The sequence below is a fragment of the Enterovibrio norvegicus FF-33 genome (assembly GCF_000286835.2).
Classification (GTDB): domain Bacteria; phylum Pseudomonadota; class Gammaproteobacteria; order Enterobacterales; family Vibrionaceae; genus Enterovibrio; species Enterovibrio norvegicus_A.
Genome location: NZ_AJYD02000038.1, coordinates 889,992 through 909,336, shown reverse-complemented (window position 1 = coordinate 909,336; position 19,345 = coordinate 889,992). Strand labels below are relative to the sequence as shown.

Below are 19,345 nucleotides of genomic sequence, written 5' to 3'. Positions count from 1 at the left end.
ACTGTGAGACACCTTGCTTCAACACACCGTTCGATTTGAGCCCTCGTCATAGTAAATGATGTCCAGTAACTCTCCTTTTTGCGTGGTTAAGCGCTTACTGATTGGCACCACTGAATTCCGGATCTCTGCCACAATCTTCTTGATGTCACCCAAACGGTCATGCGTAGATAATGCCAATTGAAGCACTTCGTCCTCCACTGGCAGCTATTTGCACCTCAGGTATCGCAGTCTCCTAGGCATGATGACAGGGCAAATCCTCGGCGGCACAGGCCCGCTACTTGCTGTGAACAATACCAACTGGTGATCATGATAGCGATTTTTTTCACCGTCACTCTTTCGGTTGCCACCACCCTCAAATTTGCCAGCCACAGCGCGTTTGATCGGTTTGGGCAACTGAAGCTTTGAGCTTCAATCAACGCTAATCAGTGTCGGTGAGCCCCCATCACGCACACCGCTCTGAACGAATCGATATACACAACCCGATCAAAAAAGCCCTGACTAAATCAGTCAGGGCTTTTCATTCATTCGAACAATCACTTTTTACTTACGACACCAAGAGCACCAGGCCAGGTAACAGTACAAACACGGTGGCAAGGTAGCCAACAACAGTCAGTTTCGATTTCACCGCATAGTCAGCAAGGGTCTCCGCACACTTAACAGGCAGATCACGTAGGAATGGCAGCCCATAAATCACCACGATGCCCAATACATTAAATGTGAGGTGGACAAGTGCAATTTGCAGGGCAAACACCGCGTTGTCGCCCGTCACAGCGGTTGCTGCAAGCAATGCGGTAATACAAGTACCAATGTTTGCGCCCAGCATGAACGGATACACTTTACGAACAGTCAGTACGTTGGTGCCTACCAAAGGCACAACCAAGCTCGTAGTGGTTGATGAAGATTGAACAAGAATCGTCACTAGCGTGCCTGATGCGATGCCATGAATAGGACCGCGTCCAATCGCGCTATTAAGGACTTCACGCGCCCTGCCTACCATCAGTCTTTTCATCAGTTTGCCCATCACTGTAATCGCAGCGATAACCAAAAGAATGCCGAAGATAACCAAAGCAATACCGCCAAAGCTTCCTGGCAGCGCTTCAAATACCGATTTGGCGCCATTCACAACAGGCTTGGTGATCGGCTTAATGAAGTTAAAGCTCTTCATGCTCAGGTCGTCAGCATGCATCAGTGGAGAGACGAGCCAAGCTGATATCTTCGCTAAGAAGCCAGTCATCATTTCGAGAGGAAGGAAGATAGCAACAGCAATAAGGTTGAAGAAATCGTGTACTGTTGCGCAGGTAAAGGCACGACGGAACTCATCTTTACAGCGTGCATGACCCAAGCTGACCAGCGTGTTCGTCACTGTTGTGCCCACGTTGGCACCCATAACCATGGGGATAGCTAACTCGACTGGCAAGCCACCCGCCACCAACCCAACAATGATCGACGTCACTGTACTGGATGACTGAATAAGCGCTGTACCAATAATACCTATCATCAAACCCGCTACAGGGTTAGATGCAAATTCGAACAATTCTTTCGCGTGATCACCAGCAGCCCATTTGAAGCCACTGCCAATCATTGAAACCGATACCAGCAGCAGATACAGCATGGCGATAAGGGCAGCCCACTGCAGAGCGCGTTTGGTTGGAGCTTTGGACTGAGGTCCTTGCAGTGCGTCAGATTGGATGCTCATAACTCGTTTCCTGATATGTAAGTAATTTGTCAGTTCGCAGGCATCGTATGAATGTAATGTGACAAAAATATTACCAGCACGTTTAATTTGAATGTTTTTTGACTTTTTCGTGACGAGTTTGTGACCATCCAATAGAAAATCTCATCTTCACGAATCATCTCGCTCATTGATGAAGTGCAACCCCTTTCACTTGCGTATCTCCACTTCAATACGCAACCTCAATACGTAACAAAGCCAGCATTAGCTAGCTTTGTTAACACACGTGAAATTGGGGTGAGCTGATGTCTTGTTAGTAACCCATGGCTCTTGCGACAAACGCACGAGTACGATCATGTTGCGGGTTATCAAAGATTTGCGAAGGGGGCCCTTGTTCCACAATCACGCCGCCTTCCATGAAAATCACGGTGTCTGCAATATCACGCGCAAACTGCATCTCATGGGTAACAACAATCATGGTCTGTTTTTGCTGAGCCAGTTGCTTCATGACAGACAACACTTCGTCGACCCATTCAGGGTCAAGCGCGGATGTCGGCTCATCAAACAAAATCACCTCGCCTTTGCACGCCATCGCGCGCGCAATGCCGACACGCTGCTGCTGACCGCCAGAGAGCTGCGCCGGATACTTATGAAGGTGGTCCATCATGCCCACGCTCTCAAGTAGTTTTCTGGCTGATTCTTCTGCTTGTGCTTTAGGCTCTTTCCAAACGGTAATCAGAGATTCCGCCACATTCGCCAGCGCCGTTTTATTCGCAAACAGCGCGTAACTTTGAAACACGAAACTGCTCTGTTTGCGTAACTGATGAATGTCAGACTTGGTGGCTTTTTCTGCAGTGACGCTAACCCCACCAATTTGAATGTCTCCGGTTGTTGGCGTTTCGAGAAAGTTCAGGCAACGCAACAGCGTGGATTTTCCGGTGCCCGATGGCCCAATAATCGCCACAATCTCACCTTGATGAATGTCAAGGTCGATGTGCTTTAGCACTTCTACGTCACCAAAGCGTTTGCTTAACCGTTTGACACTAATCATCGCGCATACGCCTTATTCAACCTGACTTCCAACATTGACTGAACCTGGGTGAAGAAAATCACCACCAGCCAGTAAATCAGTGCGACGGCCAAAAATGCTTCAAAGAACTTAAAGCTCGATGATGCTTCCATCTGCGCTTTCGCCATGATTTCTGCCACACCCAGCGTAAAGGCCAGCGAGGTACTTTTGATCATATCGATGAAATAGTTCATTAGCGATGGCGTCGCGACACGTGCAGCCTGAGGCAAGATAATGCGTCTCATGGCTTGAAGTTCAGTCATACCAACACTGAGGCTCGCTTCCAGCTGGTTCTTATCAATCCCCATTATGGCGGCGCGAATGCTCTCGGCCATGTACGCAGAGAAATGAAGCGAGATACCAATGACCGCCGCAGTAAATGCATCCATACCGACGAAAATCGGGAACACTTGTGGCAGACCGTAATACAGTAAAAACAATTGAACCAGTAACGGTGTCCCTCTAAAGAAAGAGATATACACCACCACAATCGCATTCAATACGTTGACTCTGAACACCCTTACCAGTGCGAGAAACACCGATAACACCAGAGCAATCGCAAAGCCTATCAGCGACATTTCTAGGGTGACTCCCAGATACTTTACCAGTATCGGGAGCAGCGCTAGCATGTAGTCAAAATCGAAGCCGTTCATTATTGGGTAATGTCAGAGTCGAACCATTTCTGAGAGATTTCGCTTAGGGTGCCGTCGGCTTTCATCTCGGTCAGTGCTTGGTCAACTTTGGTTTTAATCGCTAATTTTTCAGGCGTGTTCAAAAATGGCATCGCGTTCTGAATGGTCTCGAACGGTTCGCCCGCCAGTTGCAATGGCAAGCCAGACTTTTGAATAAGCTGTGCCGAAGAAACGCGGTCCATGATGAAAGCATCAGTACGGCCTAGCGCCACATCTTGCTCAAATCCAGAATCATACGTGATGATGTTGATTTCGTTTTTCTTGTCGTAGTTACGCAGTAGTTGCTCAAAGTTACTGCCAAGGTTCACCGCGACTTTCTTGCCTTTCAGGTCATCAATACCTGCGATGTCATCACGGCCTTTACGAATCACAACTTGCGCACCATCCAAAACGTAAGGGACGGAGAATGCGTACTTAGCAGTGCGCGCTTCGGTGATGGTAATTTGGTTACTGATGGTGTCGATATGGCCCGCTTCTAACATGCCAAACAAACCAGAAAAACTCGATGTCACGAATTCAACGTTATAGTCAGCACGCTTACCAATCTCGTTCCAAACATCAATTTCAAAGCCCTGCAGTTCATCCATTTTCACAAAAGTGAATGGGAAATAACGGCCAGACATACCCACTTTCACATCGTCTTGAGCCAGTGAAGCAGTAGCGGTAACGCTGGTTGCCAAAGCAAGGGTGGCAAGCAAAAGATTTTTCATTGAAGACATTTTTATTACTCCATTTTTTTGATGTCGCCAATGTAACCTAAGTGAAATTTTGTAATAAATAACGAAACGATCTATTTAATACTCTGTAAATAAGACATTTACTGGCCTTATAGTTTGCAGTATAAAAATCGAACGGTGTTTTTGACTAAGATGAGCCCAATTCACCCATATTTATTCACTCCAATACGACTGAGAAATAAAAACAATCGCCCCACTTAACCGTTAATGCTGCTTCCGTCGACAAATGCAGAGCGTTACGCACAAAAAAGCGGATGCCGTTTAGCACCCGCTCATGTTGTCTAACAGCCATCACTAGGAACGAGAAGCGCGGCTCCCCGGCAGAAGATCAAGAAGGGCATTTTCAGCTTCAAAGATGGCATTGTTCTTTTGCGCATCTAATGGGCTTTCTTGCAACGACATCGGATCCCATCCACTGCGCGGCGTTTCAAAGAAGTTGCCACTGTAGATATGAATGCCACCCGTAAATAAATCCGTTGGGTTAAGCACCGAATGAATTGCATTGATATCCATCGAAAGTACTTCACCCGGCGCAAGTGTCGCCGCCCCTACCGCGCAGATTTCTGATGCTGCTTGCTCGTCGTTCCGACGCCAAAAAATATGATCTTCCCTTCCTTCATATACCCCCACCACCGCCCAAAGGTTGTGGTTATGCGCAGGCATGGTCATTTTGGGTGCCCAAACAAAATGAAGAATCGTGAATGCATCCGACACATACAACGTTTCATAGCCAGCACGGCGAGCTGGTTGAAGCACTGCGGCGACAGAAGCAGGGTCTCGTAAGCTCTCTGTGAGTATGTCCACAATGTATTTCTGCGGGTCTGGCTTTCCAAACGCCGATTCACATTCCTTGATCAGTCGTGCTAAATCAAATGCCATTTCACTCTTCCTTGATGCGTCGTTCATTCATTGTAGATCGTAGCGCGCCAGCCTCCAGTCACAGAGAGAAGAATCACCGTGATCACACGGCAAATAGTGTTAATAAGATCACTAAAATCAGGGATATGTGATTGCCTTCTCAGTCAGTTCAACATGCAACATTTCTCCAGTAAAGGGCTTATTTGTCCAATATCTTAAGCACCAGACCGAGCGCATAATCAGGCCATCTCCCTACAAATCTAAAAACATTAAACAAAGGTCTGAACCATGAAAACTAACTTAGCAGAGTTAAAGCGTCATCTACTCACCGGCACCAGCCACATGTTGCCATTCGTTGTTGCAGGTGGTGTTCTACTTGCTCTATCTGTCATGCTTGGCGGTAAAGGCGCTGTACCTGAAGGTGTGTTCCTTGAAGGCATTTGGGACATGGGTATCGCAGGTTTCACCCTGTTTGTTCCTGTTCTTGGCGGTTACATCGCTTACTCAATCGCAGACCGTCCAGCATTGGCTCCAGGTATGATTGGTGCTTACCTTGCTAACCAAGTACAAGCGGGGTTCCTTGGTGCAATCATCGTCGGTTTCATCGCAGGTTACGTTGTTCTACAACTGAAGCGTATTCCTCTTTCTAACAAGCTTAAAGCGCTTTCAACCTACTTCATTATTCCAATCGGCGGTACGTTCATCGTATCAGCACTGGTTGTTTGGGTAATCGGTCAACCTATCGCTGGCTTCATGGCATTCATGAACGAAGGCCTGCAATCCATGGCTGGCGCATCTAAAGCGGTTCTGGGTGCAGTGCTAGGTGGGATGACAGCATTCGATATGGGCGGCCCAATCAACAAAGTCGCAACCCTGTTCGCACAAACTCAAGTTGGCACTCAACCTTGGTTGATGGGCGGCGTTGGTGTGGCAATCTGTGTGCCACCACTCGGCATGGCACTAGCAACTTTCCTTGCTCCTAAGAAATACTCTCCAGAAGAAAAAGAAGCCGGTAAAGCAGCAGCAATCATGGGTTGTATCGGTATCACTGAAGGTGCAATTCCTTTCGCAGCCAATGACCCAGCACGCGTTATCCCAGCCATCGTTGCAGGCGGTATCGTCGGTAACGTTGTGGCCTTCATGGCAGGTGTGCTTAACCACGCACCTTGGGGTGGCCTGATTGTTCTGCCGGTTGTTGAAGGTCGCATGATGTATGTCATCGCGGTTATTGCAGGTGCAGCAACCACAGCGCTCGTTGTGAACGCACTGAAAAAACCCGTCGCTGACCGTGAAGAAGAAACAAAAGCAAACACTGAAGAACTTGAACTGTCCTTCGACTAATACATGTTTAGCTAAAACCACGAATTAACGGAGCGACGACCTCCAATAACGTTGTCGTTCCACACTGAACGAATAACAATAAAAGTGTAAAAGAGAGATTGATGATGAAACTTATCGGCGTAACTTCTTGCCCATCTGGCGTTGCTCATACTTACATGGCAGCAGAAGCACTGGAAACCGCGGCTCGCGCAAAAGGCTGGGACGTTAAAATTGAAACTCAAGGTGCCATTGGCGTTGAAAACGAACTTTCCGCAGAAGACGTTGCATCGGCAGATGTGGTTATCCTAACCAAAGACATCGCCATCAAACGAGAAGAGCGTTTTGCGGGTAAGAAGATTGTTCGTGTCACCGTTACCCAAGCGGCAAAACAAGCCCCTGACATTATCAGTAAGTTAGAGAGCATGTTAGCGCAAGCTTAATCATTCCAGCGGAGTGGATGCCAAACCCACTCCGCTTTCTTCGTTTTTACCATCCGTAAAGCTCCACTTATTTACCTACCTTCTTACATCGCTTTACGCATTCGTATTCAATAAAAGATAAATCGCCATGCACATCAACATTACTGAATCACTCACCCATTTTAACGGAAAGCTTGTCGCCATTTGCAGCAACGAGAGCACGCCACCGGAAGGCGCATATCAAGTCAATTTCAACCGCCTTGAAATTATTCTTGAGGGAGAATACGACCTGATTGTGGATGCCAAAGATGGCTGCAGCCAGCTAACGCTGAAACAAGGAGAAATGGTTTACATCCCTTCCAATGCGTGGAGCAAGCCAACGTGGGATAAGCCCTGCAAAATGGTTTCTGTTCTGTTTGGCAAGCATCAGGTTGGGTTCAGTTTTGTGCAGTACACAACGGAGGGAGGGTTTGTGGACGTGCAAAAGCACGCGCTTTCACTGCCATCATCCATGGCCTTGGAGCATGTGCTGGACGCTCTCAACTGCATGAGTGATAAAAGCCGCTCGAACGTGATGGGAGAACACCTCGCCAATGCGCTGATTCTGTATTGTCTCGAATTGCTAGACAACCCCGTTCAAAGCAAAATCAGCCGCAGTGAAAAGCTTTACCGCAGCATGTGTATTTACGTGCAAGAGAACTTCCACAAGGACATTACCCGTGTTTCCGTCGCCAACCGATTTGGTGTGTCGTCCGCCCATGTTTCACGTTTGTTTAACCAAGAAGGCTCGGTGAAATACGCTGATTACGTGACCTATGTTCGCCTTGACCGTGCCAAATTCATGCTGAAAAAATACAACTTTAAACTAGAAGAAATTGCTCATCGTTGCGGATTCAAAGACACGAACTATTTCTGCCGCGTGTTTAAGAATAAAACAGGTAAGACGCCAAGTGGGTATCGATTGGGGGCGGTTTGAGGCCCGAGGTTAGCCGTCAGAAGTCAGAGATGGCTACCCCTCCCAGATTTAGCTTTGTACGCGAGGAGTCTAATGTGGTTTCCTAATGCATTGATGCTAAAACCAATTACCGAATCATTGACGACGGTTGATAAATGAATGTTGCAGTAGTACTCTTCATTTAGGTTAGTTGGAAGCCTACCTCGCCAAAGCAATCGTACCAACGCATAAACCCGAGTTAATCAGCATTTCACTCACATATCATCCCACAACCCATAGCGAGTAGGTTGTATACAAGGAGGACGATATGCGTCATCAAAACAATCTCGATCTTCAACTGTGGCTTCGCGAAGCCAAGTTTCTACAAAAAGCCGCTCAATCTGATTCACTGGCACAATCTCTGCCCGTGCTTAGGCGTTTGCTTGAATCTAAAATATTCACCAATATCACCTTGCCAGAACTCAAGCGTCACTCCGCCACTATTCAACGCAAGCATCTACTTCATATGTTGGCAGCCGAGAATGGACAGAGCTGTTGGGCGGACTTTAAGAAAATCGTTTCAACGGCTCCGAAAGGTACACTTCTCCCCTATAGCACCGAACGGCTAGATGCTGGTTACTTGGTTCAGTGGTTCTCTTCCGTTTCGGAGGCGCAACGCTATACCGAGCAACACCGTGGAAAAGTGGTGAAGGTGGGCAGTCAGGCAGCCGTAGTGCCAGAACAATAGAAAACTTGGCGTAAACGGAGGGGAATCCTCCGCTTTTTCATGAGAATTAAATCGGTTTTGTCCCTTTTCCATTTACGAATGTTCTTCACTTATCGCTCAGAACACAAACTCTCCATTATTTAAACTAATCTTTTAGCCCTCACGAATTCAACCCGTGAATGCTGGCGGTTACTGGGCGATTAATCAATAACCAATCAGATTTCCATGCGATCAAAATCAAGCATCATTCTATGTACTTTGTGGTACATTTCCGCCAAAAGTTTTAGACAATGATGGCGTGTTGCTTGCCGAGAAACGAAAGGCGGTAGATTTGGCTGAACGGGATCATTAGACCACTACAAGTTGCTCGCTAATAAGTTGGAGAAACAATGAGAAAACCAAGAGTATTTATAGGTTCGTCAGTCGAAAGCTTGTCGATTGCAGATGCAATTGCTGAGAACTTAGAGTTTGATGCAGAGGTTACGATATGGCGAAATGGAACATTCAACCTTTCCAGTAATGCTCTTGATGATTTAATGTCAAAGGCTAAGTCAGTAGACTTCTCAATTTTCATCTTTTCTCCAGACGACCTGACGATCATGAGGTCTAGAGAAAGGTACGTTGTGAGAGACAACGTGGTTTTTGAACTTGGTTTGTTTATTGGAGCAATAGGAAAGAATAGGTGCTTTATTGTAAAGCCACGTGGTGTTGATTTGCATTTTCCAAGCGATCTACTTGGAATTACTCCAACTGATTTTGATGCTAACAGAAGTGATGAGGATCTGGTGTCCTCTCTCAATTACTCGACAACCCAAATTAAGCGAGCATTCAAAGTTCAGGGCCTGCTTGAACTTGATTTTGTACAGGAAAAACCGCGCATTGATGTAAATGCTCAACTAGCAGCGCTCACTGATATTGATATGGTCGCATTGGCTATGTTGCTTGAGTCCACAAACTTAGATGTGGAAGGATGCGCTAGTTGGGATTTGTATAACCGTTTTAACCAATATGATTTCAGTTCAGCGCAGATCAATTTGGCAGTGATAAAGCTGACTCGTTCAGGCATGCTCGAAAAAATTAATACTTCTGACTTTAACGGTAATGAGTACTTTAGTTATAAGCTAACGGAGTACGGAATTGACGTTTGTCTTTCAAATCAAGAGCGTATTGAAACTCTTACAACACCGAAGAAACGCCAAGCGGCGTGGGATGTTCCTCAATAGTTGGTTTATTCTAAAGCTCGCTAATCACAAGTTAACTGATTAGAAGCGACTCAAACTGACTTATGACCTGCTGTCTTAGGCTTATTTTTTCTGGCTCGTTCATGCCCCAGAGTGAGTTGATACTTCGAACATCTGAGCACATGATTTATCTCTCTAAGGCTACATTTTTCTAATGATTTAACACTTTATAAAATGACAGAGAAATGCATATAGTAAAAATATGCACGTTTCTAGTTCGGGATGCCCGAATTCTCCCATTCAGATCGCAGCCGAAAAAGTTAATCTACTGATTTTATAAAGATATATAGTAAGTTTGGACAACTGTAAGCGGACTAATCGGGCGGCCCGGTTTTGTACTAAATGGGCAAGATGCCCGCTAATAAGCTGTTAAGCCTATTTTACATGAGGATGATTTTGAAAAAGTTAGTAAGTCGCTATTCCTTGCACATTTGTTTTTGCTTCGCCGGATTTTACATTTCAGCAGTAGCTTTAGTGTATGCAGACGCTGAGTCGCATAGCTTTGTGTCGGTCCTAAATTCAATTGGTGTTTTTCTAGCATCAGCTGGTGCTGTTGCCGCATTACTTACTTTATTTCATGTTGTTTACTCAAGAGTGGAAGACAAAGAAGAGCAAGAGGTCAACTACTTTAAATATTCGCTTTTTATTCTGGATCGACAAGCGATGTTTATATCGATGTATGAAGATAGGATTGCACATTTTCAGGGGACTGATGAAACACAAAGAGCCCTACAGCTTGAATCAATCAAATTTGACGACACACTCTGTAATGTTATTAGCATTGAAAGATGTCTAGGTTTGCTTTCATCCCCTAATGCTGCGCTGTTATCGGAACTAGATCGTTGTCAAAGAGACTTTAAGATACTATCGCATACAATTGCGCGTAGAAACCAATTGTATATAAACGATTACCAAAGGAAAGTTCAGCATCACTTTTCACCAGGTATGGCTTTTAGCCAAGAAGAATTAGAAGAAATCGTTGGTAATTCTCTTTTACCCTCGCTCGTTGAGTTTACTAATGAGGTATACCTACAATTGCCGAAAGTTAAAGGGCATATCGTTGATGTTCACAAGCAATTGCATACAGAGTTTAAGCGAAAGTACCCATATAGAAAGTTCGTAGAAAGCAAATAGGCTTAACAACTGTTCAAGAGGGACTCGCAACACGTGGCATTTTCATTATGCGTTGGTTTAAGTGTTTAAGGTACAATGGTTTAGGTTTGGTGGTTGGCGTTGTTCACCACTTAACGCGGCTACGAAATGGAAACTATGAAATCATATATATTTAAAACAGATGGTGGCAGTGTCGGCTACTTCCAACGCAATGGAGGTGACTGCAAGCTCTATGTTTCATCTGAATACTTCCCAATTTGTGAGTTCAAGAGTTGGTCGAAGTGGGAGCAATATATAGAGTCTGGGCATGATGGGGCTCCCGAATCTACACATGAGCACCCTATTAGTAAAGCTGTTAGCTACTTTTTGTGGGAACACTGTGAAAGTGTTTCCCCAAATATCGTTGAGTTTCATGAAAGTGCCTATCGACCTGGAACGTATTTTCCTAGGATTAATCGTGACATTTCCAATTTGTATCTGCACCAAATTTCGTCGAGTTCATTTATTGATGAGCTGCGAGCTTTTTACAATATCATCGACACAATGGAAGATATTTTCAAAGTAGTAGAACCAACGAAAGAGAACATTACTACTTATGGGCATCGAATTCGGGAAGTGCTTACTGTCGCATGTACTGAGGTTGAGTATTTGTTTTTACAAGCACTAAAGAAAAATGGTTATGAAGAGAAGCGACAGTATAGAACGAGTGACTTCGTATCTCTTTTAAATGTTTACAAACTATCTGAATATGAAGTTGAACTTAAAATGCACCCTAAATTAGGGCGTATTAAGCCTTTCGCATCGTGGGATGAAAGTAAGCCAACTCAAAGTCTATTTTGGTACTCAGCCTATAATGCGTCTAAACATGATCGTGGAGGTAGCTTTGAGAAAGCATCTATTGAAGCTATGGTAAATGCAATTGCTGCAATTCACATCTTACTAGAAGCACAATATGGTTCTAAGATCTTTGACAAGCCTTTGTATTCCCAATACGAAAGCTGTTTTTACACACGCAAGTCACCGATATGGAACGTTGAAGATATGTTAGCTCCGTATATCGACGAGAAATTAAAGGTTATTTGGGACTGCGAATCTGAATATTTTGCGAGCTAATTTCGTATAACACATATGAGCCCTTCTCCGGTCAATAGGCAATAGTTTTCTTCTGGCTGCGTTAGCAGCCAATGCTCTCGAACAACAAAGTCGTCTACTTCGTTTTTCCCGATTTGAAGTTATCCGAAGTAGACGCTATAGAGCTTTAGTTCTAACCCGTTTCTGTCCACTTTTGAGTTAGCCACGATGGCTAGCTCAGAATTGTCCAAAAACGGTTTATAGCGGTCATTCTAAACCGTGTGATCACCAAACATTCTGCATCAAACGCATTCTCATAAAAAAACCGCTCGTAGGAGCGGCAATAGACGTGAGTGACGCTTTTCTTATGGTGATGTCTTAAAGTGCTAATTCAGATTTTAGGAAGGTGATCATCTCGTCTTCTGTTGTCATTGTTTTGAGGGTGTCTCTGAATGTGGCATGAATCAGTTTGCGCGCAAGGCCAGAAAAAATGCGCATGTGCTGGTCGCCTTGGTTTTTATTGAGCGTCAGCATGATGACAAATTCGACCGCGCCATCTTCGTCGTCGCTCCAAATCACTGGCTTGTTCAAGCGAGCGATAGAGATAGACGAATGCGCAATGTTGTCTGATTTGGTGTGTGGAATCGCAAAGCCATTGCCAAGGCCTGTGGTAAAGACAGACTCTCGCGCCCAGATATCGGCTTCTAGCTCGTTGACCAAGTGAGTACGACCACGTACACCTAGGTTGCCCACCAGCGTTTGAATCGCTTCTTCTTTGCTGTTGAAATCGCAATCTAGCAGCACACATTCCACATCAAGCAGTGGCTTACCTTCTTGCGATTGGGCGAACGCTTCTAGCAAGGCTTCAACGTCGGCAATTGTCGCGCAATTACAGGCTTGCACGAACAGTTCACGACAAAGCTGGCTGTCTAGTTGACGAAGTTGTGCCTTCGTTGACGCAATGCTTGGTGCAGCCATGCTCAGTTCGTCCAACCCAGCACCGACCAACAGAGGCAATACTTTCTTGTTTGCGCCCAATTCACCGCACAAGCCAACCCATTTACCGTGCTCATGCGCACCTTTAACGACGGCTTCTAGTAAGCGTAAGAATGACGGTGCAAGACTGTTGTAGAGCTTGGCAACGTTGTCGTTGTCACGGTCAACCGCCAGTAGGTATTGGGTCATGTCGTTTGAGCCAATACTGAAGAAATCCACTTCTTTGCAGAACTGATCCATGATGAATGCCACGGATGGGATTTCGACCATGATGCCCAGCTCAAATTCACCGTACACCACGTTTTCGGCATCAAGCTGCGCTTTCACAATAGCAATTTGTTCTTTCACCCAACGGATTTCTTCGATGCTTTGAATCATCGGGATCATTACCTTGGCGTGACCGTATTTCGCGGCATGCAAAATAGCGCGAATTTGGGTGTGGAACAACGCTAGGAATTGCGGGTAGATGCGCACCGCGCGGTAACCCAAGAATGGGTTGTGCTCGTGCGCCAGGTTCAAGTAATCCAGCGGCTTGTCACCACCGATATCCATGGTGCGGATAATCACCGCTTTGTCGCCCGCCGCTTCCAGCACTTGCTTGTACGCATCGAATTGTTCTTGCTCATCAGGCGCAGTGCTGCGGTCCATGAACAGCATTTCTGTGCGGAACAGACCAATACCTTCCGCGCCTTTCTCAAACGCCGATTCCGCTTCTACGGTACAGGCGATGTTTGCCGCGATTTCAATCTTGTGGCCGTCTTTGGTTTGCGCTTGCAGGTTTAGGTATTCGCTTTCAGACGCTTTGACTTGCTCAGCAATCCACATTGCACGCTCGAAGTAAGTTGAAACTGCTTCAGATGGGGTAAGTGCCACGATGCCTAGCCCGCCATCCACGAACAGCGTTTCGCCTTCGTGTTTCGTACACGCGTCGATTTCAACGCCAGATACTGCAGGAATGTTGAACGCACGCGCCAGAATGACGGTGTGTGAGGTAGAACCCGCTTGGGTGAGGATCAGCCCTTGCAAATAGTCACGATCTAGGCCGAGAAATTGGCTCGGGGTTAGATCGTTGGCGATCACGATTGACAGTTCAGTCAGCGTGAAATCGGTAGAGACTTGAACATGTGGATGTGCGGTCATCAGCAATTGTAACGCGATGTCTTTGATGTCCAGCACACGCTCTTTTAGGTATGCAGAAGACGATTGCATCAAGGTTTCAGTGATGGCGGCAACGGTCAGAAGGATCGCTTTCGCCAGCGACTCACCGTTCGACACAAAACCCGATACTTTTTCATTCAGGATGTCATCGTTCAAGATGCCCAAATGCGCCTTGATGATTTCTTTTTCTTGGCCACTCGCCAATTCGGCTTTATTAATCAGAGTTTCAGTGACTTGCTGCTTCGCTTGTTCAAAGTTGAGCGATGCGGTTTCTTGCTCGAACACGGACAGTTCGATGTCGTTGTAGCGAATCAATTTACCCTTGGCAATACCTGCAGACAGGCGCTTCGCGCGGATAAGGGTTGGGTTATGATTCATCAGCGATTGTGGCAGGGTCACGTCGCCCTCATCCATCACTACCAACTCTTCATCGCAATGTGGGAATTCGTTGTGAAGGTAAGCCGTCAGTGTGTCATGCGCTTGTTCAGCATCATCACCTTCGATGATAAGCAAACACGCATCATTAAGTAGCGTATCAGTGCCAACCAACGACAATACGCTCTTCGCTGACGCTTGATTGTCATTGCGAAGATTGTGAAGTGTAATTTGACTGCTAAACGCGCGACATGCCGCTTCGAGGTGGTTTGCAGGGCGGGCATGAATGCCATTTGGGAGTTCACAGGTAAACGCGAGTTCTAATTTCATTGGGTTCACTTAAATTTTTTCAATAAGGCAATGGAGTGATTGATAGCGTCTTGAACCGAGACCTGACAAACGGGTTTTCCGTGGTATCGGTCGCTTTCAGCAGGGCTAATTTCGGTGGCTAACACGATGTGATCCGCAGCATCAAACTCGCGTTTAGATATTTTGTTTTCGATACCCATCGCGCCCTGCGTTTCGACTTTTATTTGAATGTTCAGGATGCGCGCAGCGTCAACAAGACGGTCAGCCGCCATGTAACAGTGGGCAATGCCGGTGTGGCAGGCAGTAATCGCAACTACTTTCATGAGCACTACTTATCGTTTAATCCAGACAGCTTGATGCTATGCCTTAGCGTGCTGGACAAATAGATGAAATATCTATCATTTACTGGACAAAACGCGCATGAAAATCAATGTGTGAAATAGGTCACCGTCGTGATTAGAAAGGGGTGCAAGTCAGCGGCTAAAAATATGCACATCTCGAAAACGAGACGCTCTATTAAATCTCGTTCATCGCTAACTGCGTGAGCACAAAATGAGCAAATATTTTCACGGGAAATTGGACGATAACCGACCAAAAAAGAAAATATTGCTTTCGATAGGATGAAAACCGGAATGACCATTTTGGAGGCGAAGTGTATCGCGAGACCCAGTTCACAGATTCAGGGCATTTAAGGACGCCAAAACCGCCTTAACAAGATTTCTCTGTGATGTATGCCATACGGTGTTACTTGTGATCAATGGGTTGGCAAATCAAAGTCTATCTTTTCAATAACTCACAGTAACCAGCAGTCACTATGAACCTGAAACGAATAGAAACCTTTGTTATTGTCGCCACTCTCCGTAGTTTCCGAAAAGCTGCCGACCAGCAGTTCACCACGCAACCTGCTATTTCTTCTCGTATCGCCAGTTTAGAAAAAGAGTTGGGCGTTACGCTGTTCGACCGTGATGCATCGCCCATTTCCCTCACGACAAAAGGACGCGAATTGTTGCCTTTTGCAGAGAAAATGCTGATGTCTGCAGAGCAATTCCAAAAGCGCGCCGAGAATACCTCGCTGTTTACGGGAACGTTACGACTTGGCATTTCAGAAACCGTGGTTCACACCTGGCTTACGGAATTCTTGCGCAGTTTTAACGATCGATTTCCTCGATTGGATATTGATATCACGGTCGATGTCACCGCCAATCTTCGACACGATTTACTGGACAGAACTCTCGATCTGGCATTTTTAATGGGGCCACTTTCAGAGCCTTCTGTGACTAACTTGCCGCTGTGTCGTTACCCTCTGGTGTGGGTGGGTAGTCCGTCTCTCAATCTACCCGAACGAAAATTGACCATAGAAGAGCTAGCCCCTTGGCCCGTGATCACTTACGCCCGCAACACCCAACCATTTAGTGAGATCAAACAGCAATTCAACCAAGCTGATGCCGTCAATATGCGCTTTTTCACGTCGAGTTCTTTGTCAGCTTGTTTACGGATGACGGTAGATGGGCTAGGTATCGCCACCCTTCCAGCAAAGATTGCCGAACCAGAAATTGAAAATGGACGATTACGCACGGTGAACTGCGATTGGACACCTTCCCCGCTTGGCTTTACAGCGTCTTATCTTCGCGCCCCCTTCAATGGGGCAGCAGAAGAGGCGGCTAAATTGGCGATGGAAGTGGCGGCGGTTCATACACACTCACACGCTTATCCCATGGCCAGCGATTAATTTTATTTATCAGAAAAGGTAAAAAACTATAATTGGACGAAATGACATCAACCTGCAACATTTAGTTAACACGATTAACATGTAGGTATAAGGATGACAGCCTCAATGATCGCCGGACAGGATACGTCTATCGTGACTAATCATCACGAAGCAGCACTCACTCAAGCACGCGAATTACGCCAACTTGCAAGAGTCGGAAAGTTTAAAGGCCCCACCAGCGGGTTCGCACCCGGCCTAGCACAAGGCAATGTGGTGATACTGCCTAAGAGTTGGGCGGATGACTTTCTGCTGTTCTGTCAACAAAACCCTATTGCATGCCCCCTTCTTGCTGTCTCCGCACCCGGTAAACCTATTCTTGATGCCTTAGGCGAAGACATTGATATTCGCACTGACGTGCCTGAATACCGCGTGTTCCGTCACGGTGAATTGTCTGAAGAGACATCCGATATTACGGATTTGTGGCGCACTGACTTGGTGACTTTCGTATTGGGCTGTTCATTTTCATTTGAAGACTCGCTCATGCGTGCGGGACTGTCGCTACGCAACATAGATTGCAATGCCAATGTCTCTATGTACCGCACCAACATAGCCACCAACCCAAGCCAATACTTTAGTGGTGACATGGTGGTTTCCATGCGCCCGTTTAAGCCAGCAGATGCCATCCGCGCCGTGCAAATTACCACGCGCTATCCGAAGTCCCATGGCGCACCCATTCACCTTGGTTATCCAGAGATGATTGGCATTAAAGACCTGTCCAAGCCAGATTTTGGCGATCCCGTGCCAATTAATGATGACGAGATCCCCGTATTTTGGGCGTGTGGTGTCACACCGCAATTGGCCATTGCCAACGCCTGTCCACCCATTGCTATCACACATTCACCAGGGAAGATGTTAGTGACCGATGTGAGCAATGATCAGCTTTCCATTCTTTAACGAACACAAGTGAAAAGGAGACTTCCAATGAAGTTATTGAAAACCCTGCTACCCGCTGCGGTGGTATCTTTCTCGGCATTAATGATGCCTTCAACATTTGCGGCTCAATGGCACATGCCAACTCCGTATGGCGACGCCAACTTGCCAACAAAAATTGCTTATGGCTTCGCCGAACAAATCAACGAAGCAACGGGCGGTGATCTGGACATCAAAGTTCACTCCGGCGCATCGTTAATGAAGCACCCTGAAATCCCTCGCGCAGTGCGTACGGGTCAGGTTCAGCTTGGCGAAGTGTTCATTGGCATCATGGGTAATACTCACCCCATTTTTAAACATGACAACATTCCTTTCCTCGCCACCGATTACGAACAAGCACAAGCCCTTTGGGAAGCGTCAAAGCCTGAGATTGAAAAACAGCTCAATAAAGAAGGCATGATGTTGCTATACACCGTCCCATGGCCTGCGCAAAGCTTGTATTCCAAGAAGCCGGTGAACTCGCTAGCAGATATTCAAGGCACCAAGATGCGCGCCTACAGCCCGTCGACATCTCGTCTGGCTGATCTGATGAACACCACCCCAACCACAGTGCAAGTGCCTGATATCCCTCAAGCATTCAGCACTGGCATCATTGATGCGATGATCACGTCGCCATCTACTGGCGCTAATGGTCAAGCTTGGGATTACCTGAGCCACTTCAATGAAATCAAGGCATGGATCCCGAAAAATGTCGTGGTTGTGAACAAACGCGCGTTCAAACGTTTGGACAAGAAAACCCAACAAGCGATGTTGGATGCTGCCGCAGCAGCTGAAGCACGTGGTTGGAGCGAAGTGACCGCTCAAGAAGCCAAAGACACCAAAACATTGGCTGACAACGGCATTGAGGTTTCACAACCTTCTGAGCAGCTTCTCAACGAGCTACAAGCTATTGGCGTCACCATGACCAGTGAATGGGAAGCTGAATCGCCAGAAACACTGACTCCCGTTCTAAAAGCTTATCGTGGTCAGTAACCACTCACTCTAGATAAGTCGATAAGTCACCCTCCCCGATCGGATTGGGGAGGGCGTTCAAACCAATCATGGCGAGAACTGCGCACTTGCGACAGTTAGGCCAATCAGGACGGTTTAAAAAAAGGTTAAGACTATGCGATTTAAGCAAGCCTTGTACATGCTGTCGGGCGGCTTGTCCGGTTTCTTCATTGTGTTGATCATGATGATCATCCTTGCCCAAATCATCGGTCGTCTGCTTGGCTTTATCGTGCCATCAGCAGAAGACTTTTCCGGTTACGCACTGGCAGCCTCCACCTTCTTTGGGTTGGCCTATACCTTTCACGAAGGCGGCCATATTCGCGTCAACCTAGCGATTCAACGCTTGCCTGACGCATGGCAGCGTCCACTCGAAACGCTGGTATTAGGTTTAGCGTTTTTACTGCTGTGCTTTGCCAGTTACTACTGCACCTACATGGTGTGGGAGTCACACGATTTCGAAGAAGTGACTCACGGCTATATTCCTATTCCATTGTGGATCCCTCAGGTTCCGCTTGCTGTTGGCATGATTGCGTTTAACCTTGCCGTGCTGGACAGCCTCATCGACAACATTCGTGGCATTACGCCCCATTACAAGGTGCTGGAAGGGGAAGACGTGACCCTAGACCTTGGCGACGACAAGGAGGGCGTGTAATGACCGACATGACACTAATATCGTTTATTTTGGCACTCAGCCTACTGTTATTTTTGGCGGCAGGGCTTTGGGTTTCTCTCGCTCTGATCGGCGTAGGCGTGATTGGCCTTTACATGACAGGCAACGAACAAATCGGGCTGCTGTTTGCGTCATCAAGTTGGGGGGCAAGCACCAGTTGGTCGCTCACGGCACTGCCCATGTTTATCTGGATGGGCGAACTGCTCTTTAGAACCAAATTATCTGAAGACTTATTCAAAGGCCTTGCCCCTTGGCTAAGCGGGCTTCCTGGCAAACTATTGCACGTGAACGTACTG

At 46.6% G+C, this 19,345-nt stretch carries 20 protein-coding genes; 12 read left to right on the top strand and 8 right to left on the bottom strand.

What is annotated here, in order from left to right:
* Positions 1 to 18: 18 nt before the first annotated feature.
* From A1OO_RS12270 to A1OO_RS12245, 6 genes are all read right to left on the bottom strand, one after another.
* Positions 19 to 186, bottom strand: a complete 168-nt coding sequence (locus tag A1OO_RS12270; protein WP_241819112.1) for a hypothetical protein — start codon at positions 184 to 186, stop codon at positions 19 to 21.
* Between the two features lie 358 nt (positions 187 to 544).
* On the bottom strand, positions 545 to 1,696 hold the full coding sequence (locus A1OO_RS12265) for a Na/Pi symporter (RefSeq protein ID WP_016961830.1): 1,152 nt from the start codon (positions 1,694 to 1,696) through the stop codon (positions 545 to 547).
* Between the two features lie 289 nt (positions 1,697 to 1,985).
* The gene (locus A1OO_RS12260) at positions 1,986 to 2,723 is read right to left on the bottom strand and encodes an amino acid ABC transporter ATP-binding protein (RefSeq protein ID WP_016961828.1); all 738 of its coding nucleotides are present in this window, start codon (positions 2,721 to 2,723) and stop codon (positions 1,986 to 1,988) included.
* The gene (locus A1OO_RS12255) at positions 2,720 to 3,394 is read right to left on the bottom strand and encodes an amino acid ABC transporter permease (RefSeq protein WP_016961827.1); all 675 of its coding nucleotides are present in this window, start codon (positions 3,392 to 3,394) and stop codon (positions 2,720 to 2,722) included. Before A1OO_RS12255 ends, A1OO_RS12260 begins: the two co-directional genes overlap by 4 nt.
* Positions 3,394 to 4,152 (bottom strand): amino acid ABC transporter substrate-binding protein, encoded by a 759-nt coding sequence (locus A1OO_RS12250; RefSeq protein WP_016961826.1) that lies wholly within the window; start codon positions 4,150 to 4,152, stop codon positions 3,394 to 3,396. Before A1OO_RS12250 ends, A1OO_RS12255 begins: the two co-directional genes overlap by 1 nt.
* A gap of 312 nt (positions 4,153 to 4,464) precedes the next feature.
* Entirely contained in the window at positions 4,465 to 5,049 is a 585-nt protein-coding gene (locus A1OO_RS12245) for a hypothetical protein (protein ID WP_017003208.1), read from the bottom strand.
* Between the two features lie 267 nt (positions 5,050 to 5,316).
* On the opposite strand from A1OO_RS12245, the gene A1OO_RS12240 reads away from it, so the two are divergent.
* From A1OO_RS12240 to A1OO_RS12210, 7 genes are all read left to right on the top strand, one after another.
* On the top strand, positions 5,317 to 6,369 hold the full coding sequence (locus A1OO_RS12240) for a PTS fructose transporter subunit EIIC (protein WP_016961824.1): 1,053 nt from the start codon (positions 5,317 to 5,319) through the stop codon (positions 6,367 to 6,369).
* Between the two features lie 104 nt (positions 6,370 to 6,473).
* Complete coding sequence (locus A1OO_RS12235; protein WP_347230846.1) at positions 6,474 to 6,788, top strand: PTS fructose-like transporter subunit IIB; 315 nt, start codon at positions 6,474 to 6,476, stop codon at positions 6,786 to 6,788.
* Positions 6,789 to 6,915: 127 nt separating this feature from the next.
* Entirely contained in the window at positions 6,916 to 7,743 is an 828-nt protein-coding gene (locus A1OO_RS12230) for an AraC family transcriptional regulator (RefSeq protein ID WP_017003206.1), read from the top strand.
* A 286-nt stretch (positions 7,744 to 8,029) separates the two neighbouring features.
* Positions 8,030 to 8,449, top strand: coding sequence for a hypothetical protein (locus tag A1OO_RS12225; protein ID WP_017003205.1), 420 nt, complete (start codon positions 8,030 to 8,032; stop codon positions 8,447 to 8,449).
* 368 nt (positions 8,450 to 8,817) lie between these two features.
* On the top strand, positions 8,818 to 9,651 hold the full coding sequence (locus A1OO_RS12220; RefSeq protein ID WP_017003204.1) for a TIR domain-containing protein: 834 nt from the start codon (positions 8,818 to 8,820) through the stop codon (positions 9,649 to 9,651).
* Between the two features lie 408 nt (positions 9,652 to 10,059).
* Positions 10,060 to 10,803: a hypothetical protein gene (locus A1OO_RS12215; RefSeq protein ID WP_431354957.1), complete on the top strand. Its 744-nt coding sequence runs from the start codon at positions 10,060 to 10,062 to the stop codon at positions 10,801 to 10,803.
* Between the two features lie 126 nt (positions 10,804 to 10,929).
* Positions 10,930 to 11,895, top strand: a complete 966-nt coding sequence (locus A1OO_RS12210) for a hypothetical protein (protein WP_139128074.1) — start codon at positions 10,930 to 10,932, stop codon at positions 11,893 to 11,895.
* 336 nt (positions 11,896 to 12,231) lie between these two features.
* On the opposite strand, the gene ptsP is transcribed toward A1OO_RS12210, so the two are convergent.
* Positions 12,232 to 14,712: a phosphoenolpyruvate--protein phosphotransferase gene (ptsP, locus tag A1OO_RS12205; protein ID WP_026023837.1), complete on the bottom strand. Its 2,481-nt coding sequence runs from the start codon at positions 14,710 to 14,712 to the stop codon at positions 12,232 to 12,234.
* A 5-nt stretch (positions 14,713 to 14,717) separates the two neighbouring features.
* Positions 14,718 to 15,014: a PTS fructose transporter subunit IIB gene (locus tag A1OO_RS12200; RefSeq protein ID WP_017003200.1), complete on the bottom strand. Its 297-nt coding sequence runs from the start codon at positions 15,012 to 15,014 to the stop codon at positions 14,718 to 14,720.
* A gap of 491 nt (positions 15,015 to 15,505) precedes the next feature.
* Here A1OO_RS12200 and A1OO_RS12195 point away from each other — a divergent pair, with 491 nt between their 5' ends.
* From A1OO_RS12195 to A1OO_RS12175, 5 genes are all read left to right on the top strand, one after another.
* Positions 15,506 to 16,420: a LysR family transcriptional regulator gene (locus A1OO_RS12195; RefSeq protein ID WP_016962395.1), complete on the top strand. Its 915-nt coding sequence runs from the start codon at positions 15,506 to 15,508 to the stop codon at positions 16,418 to 16,420.
* A gap of 105 nt (positions 16,421 to 16,525) precedes the next feature.
* The gene (locus A1OO_RS12190) at positions 16,526 to 17,353 is read left to right on the top strand and encodes a putative hydro-lyase (RefSeq protein WP_016962396.1); all 828 of its coding nucleotides are present in this window, start codon (positions 16,526 to 16,528) and stop codon (positions 17,351 to 17,353) included.
* A gap of 27 nt (positions 17,354 to 17,380) precedes the next feature.
* The gene (locus A1OO_RS12185) at positions 17,381 to 18,361 is read left to right on the top strand and encodes a TRAP transporter substrate-binding protein (RefSeq protein WP_016962397.1); all 981 of its coding nucleotides are present in this window, start codon (positions 17,381 to 17,383) and stop codon (positions 18,359 to 18,361) included.
* Positions 18,362 to 18,494: 133 nt separating this feature from the next.
* Positions 18,495 to 19,031: a TRAP transporter small permease gene (locus tag A1OO_RS12180; protein WP_016962398.1), complete on the top strand. Its 537-nt coding sequence runs from the start codon at positions 18,495 to 18,497 to the stop codon at positions 19,029 to 19,031.
* A partial coding sequence (locus tag A1OO_RS12175) for a TRAP transporter large permease subunit (protein ID WP_035008511.1) occupies positions 19,031 to 19,345 on the top strand: 315 nt, incomplete at its 3' end. The genes A1OO_RS12180 and A1OO_RS12175, both read left to right, overlap by 1 nt.

Excerpts from the sequence above, each read along its gene's own strand:
- A1OO_RS12265 (WP_016961830.1), bottom strand. The coding sequence starts at position 1,696 with ATGAGCATCCAATCTGACGCACTGCAAGGACCTCAGTCCAAAGCTCCA.
- A1OO_RS12260 (WP_016961828.1), bottom strand. The coding sequence starts at position 2,723 with ATGATTAGTGTCAAACGGTTAAGCAAACGCTTTGGTGACGTAGAAGTG.
- A1OO_RS12255 (WP_016961827.1), bottom strand. The coding sequence starts at position 3,394 with ATGAACGGCTTCGATTTTGACTACATGCTAGCGCTGCTCCCGATACTG.
- A1OO_RS12250 (WP_016961826.1), bottom strand. The coding sequence starts at position 4,152 with ATGTCTTCAATGAAAAATCTTTTGCTTGCCACCCTTGCTTTGGCAACC.
- A1OO_RS12245 (WP_017003208.1), bottom strand. The coding sequence starts at position 5,049 with ATGGCATTTGATTTAGCACGACTGATCAAGGAATGTGAATCGGCGTTT.
- A1OO_RS12240 (WP_016961824.1), top strand. The coding sequence starts at position 5,317 with ATGAAAACTAACTTAGCAGAGTTAAAGCGTCATCTACTCACCGGCACC.
- A1OO_RS12235 (WP_347230846.1), top strand. The coding sequence starts at position 6,474 with ATGAAACTTATCGGCGTAACTTCTTGCCCATCTGGCGTTGCTCATACT.
- A1OO_RS12230 (WP_017003206.1), top strand. The coding sequence starts at position 6,916 with ATGCACATCAACATTACTGAATCACTCACCCATTTTAACGGAAAGCTT.
- A1OO_RS12225 (WP_017003205.1), top strand. The coding sequence starts at position 8,030 with ATGCGTCATCAAAACAATCTCGATCTTCAACTGTGGCTTCGCGAAGCC.
- A1OO_RS12220 (WP_017003204.1), top strand. The coding sequence starts at position 8,818 with ATGAGAAAACCAAGAGTATTTATAGGTTCGTCAGTCGAAAGCTTGTCG.
- A1OO_RS12215 (WP_431354957.1), top strand. The coding sequence starts at position 10,060 with ATGATTTTGAAAAAGTTAGTAAGTCGCTATTCCTTGCACATTTGTTTT.
- A1OO_RS12210 (WP_139128074.1), top strand. The coding sequence starts at position 10,930 with ATGGAAACTATGAAATCATATATATTTAAAACAGATGGTGGCAGTGTC.
- ptsP (WP_026023837.1), bottom strand. The coding sequence starts at position 14,712 with ATGAAATTAGAACTCGCGTTTACCTGTGAACTCCCAAATGGCATTCAT.
- A1OO_RS12200 (WP_017003200.1), bottom strand. The coding sequence starts at position 15,014 with ATGAAAGTAGTTGCGATTACTGCCTGCCACACCGGCATTGCCCACTGT.
- A1OO_RS12195 (WP_016962395.1), top strand. The coding sequence starts at position 15,506 with ATGAACCTGAAACGAATAGAAACCTTTGTTATTGTCGCCACTCTCCGT.
- A1OO_RS12190 (WP_016962396.1), top strand. The coding sequence starts at position 16,526 with ATGATCGCCGGACAGGATACGTCTATCGTGACTAATCATCACGAAGCA.
- A1OO_RS12185 (WP_016962397.1), top strand. The coding sequence starts at position 17,381 with ATGAAGTTATTGAAAACCCTGCTACCCGCTGCGGTGGTATCTTTCTCG.
- A1OO_RS12180 (WP_016962398.1), top strand. The coding sequence starts at position 18,495 with ATGCGATTTAAGCAAGCCTTGTACATGCTGTCGGGCGGCTTGTCCGGT.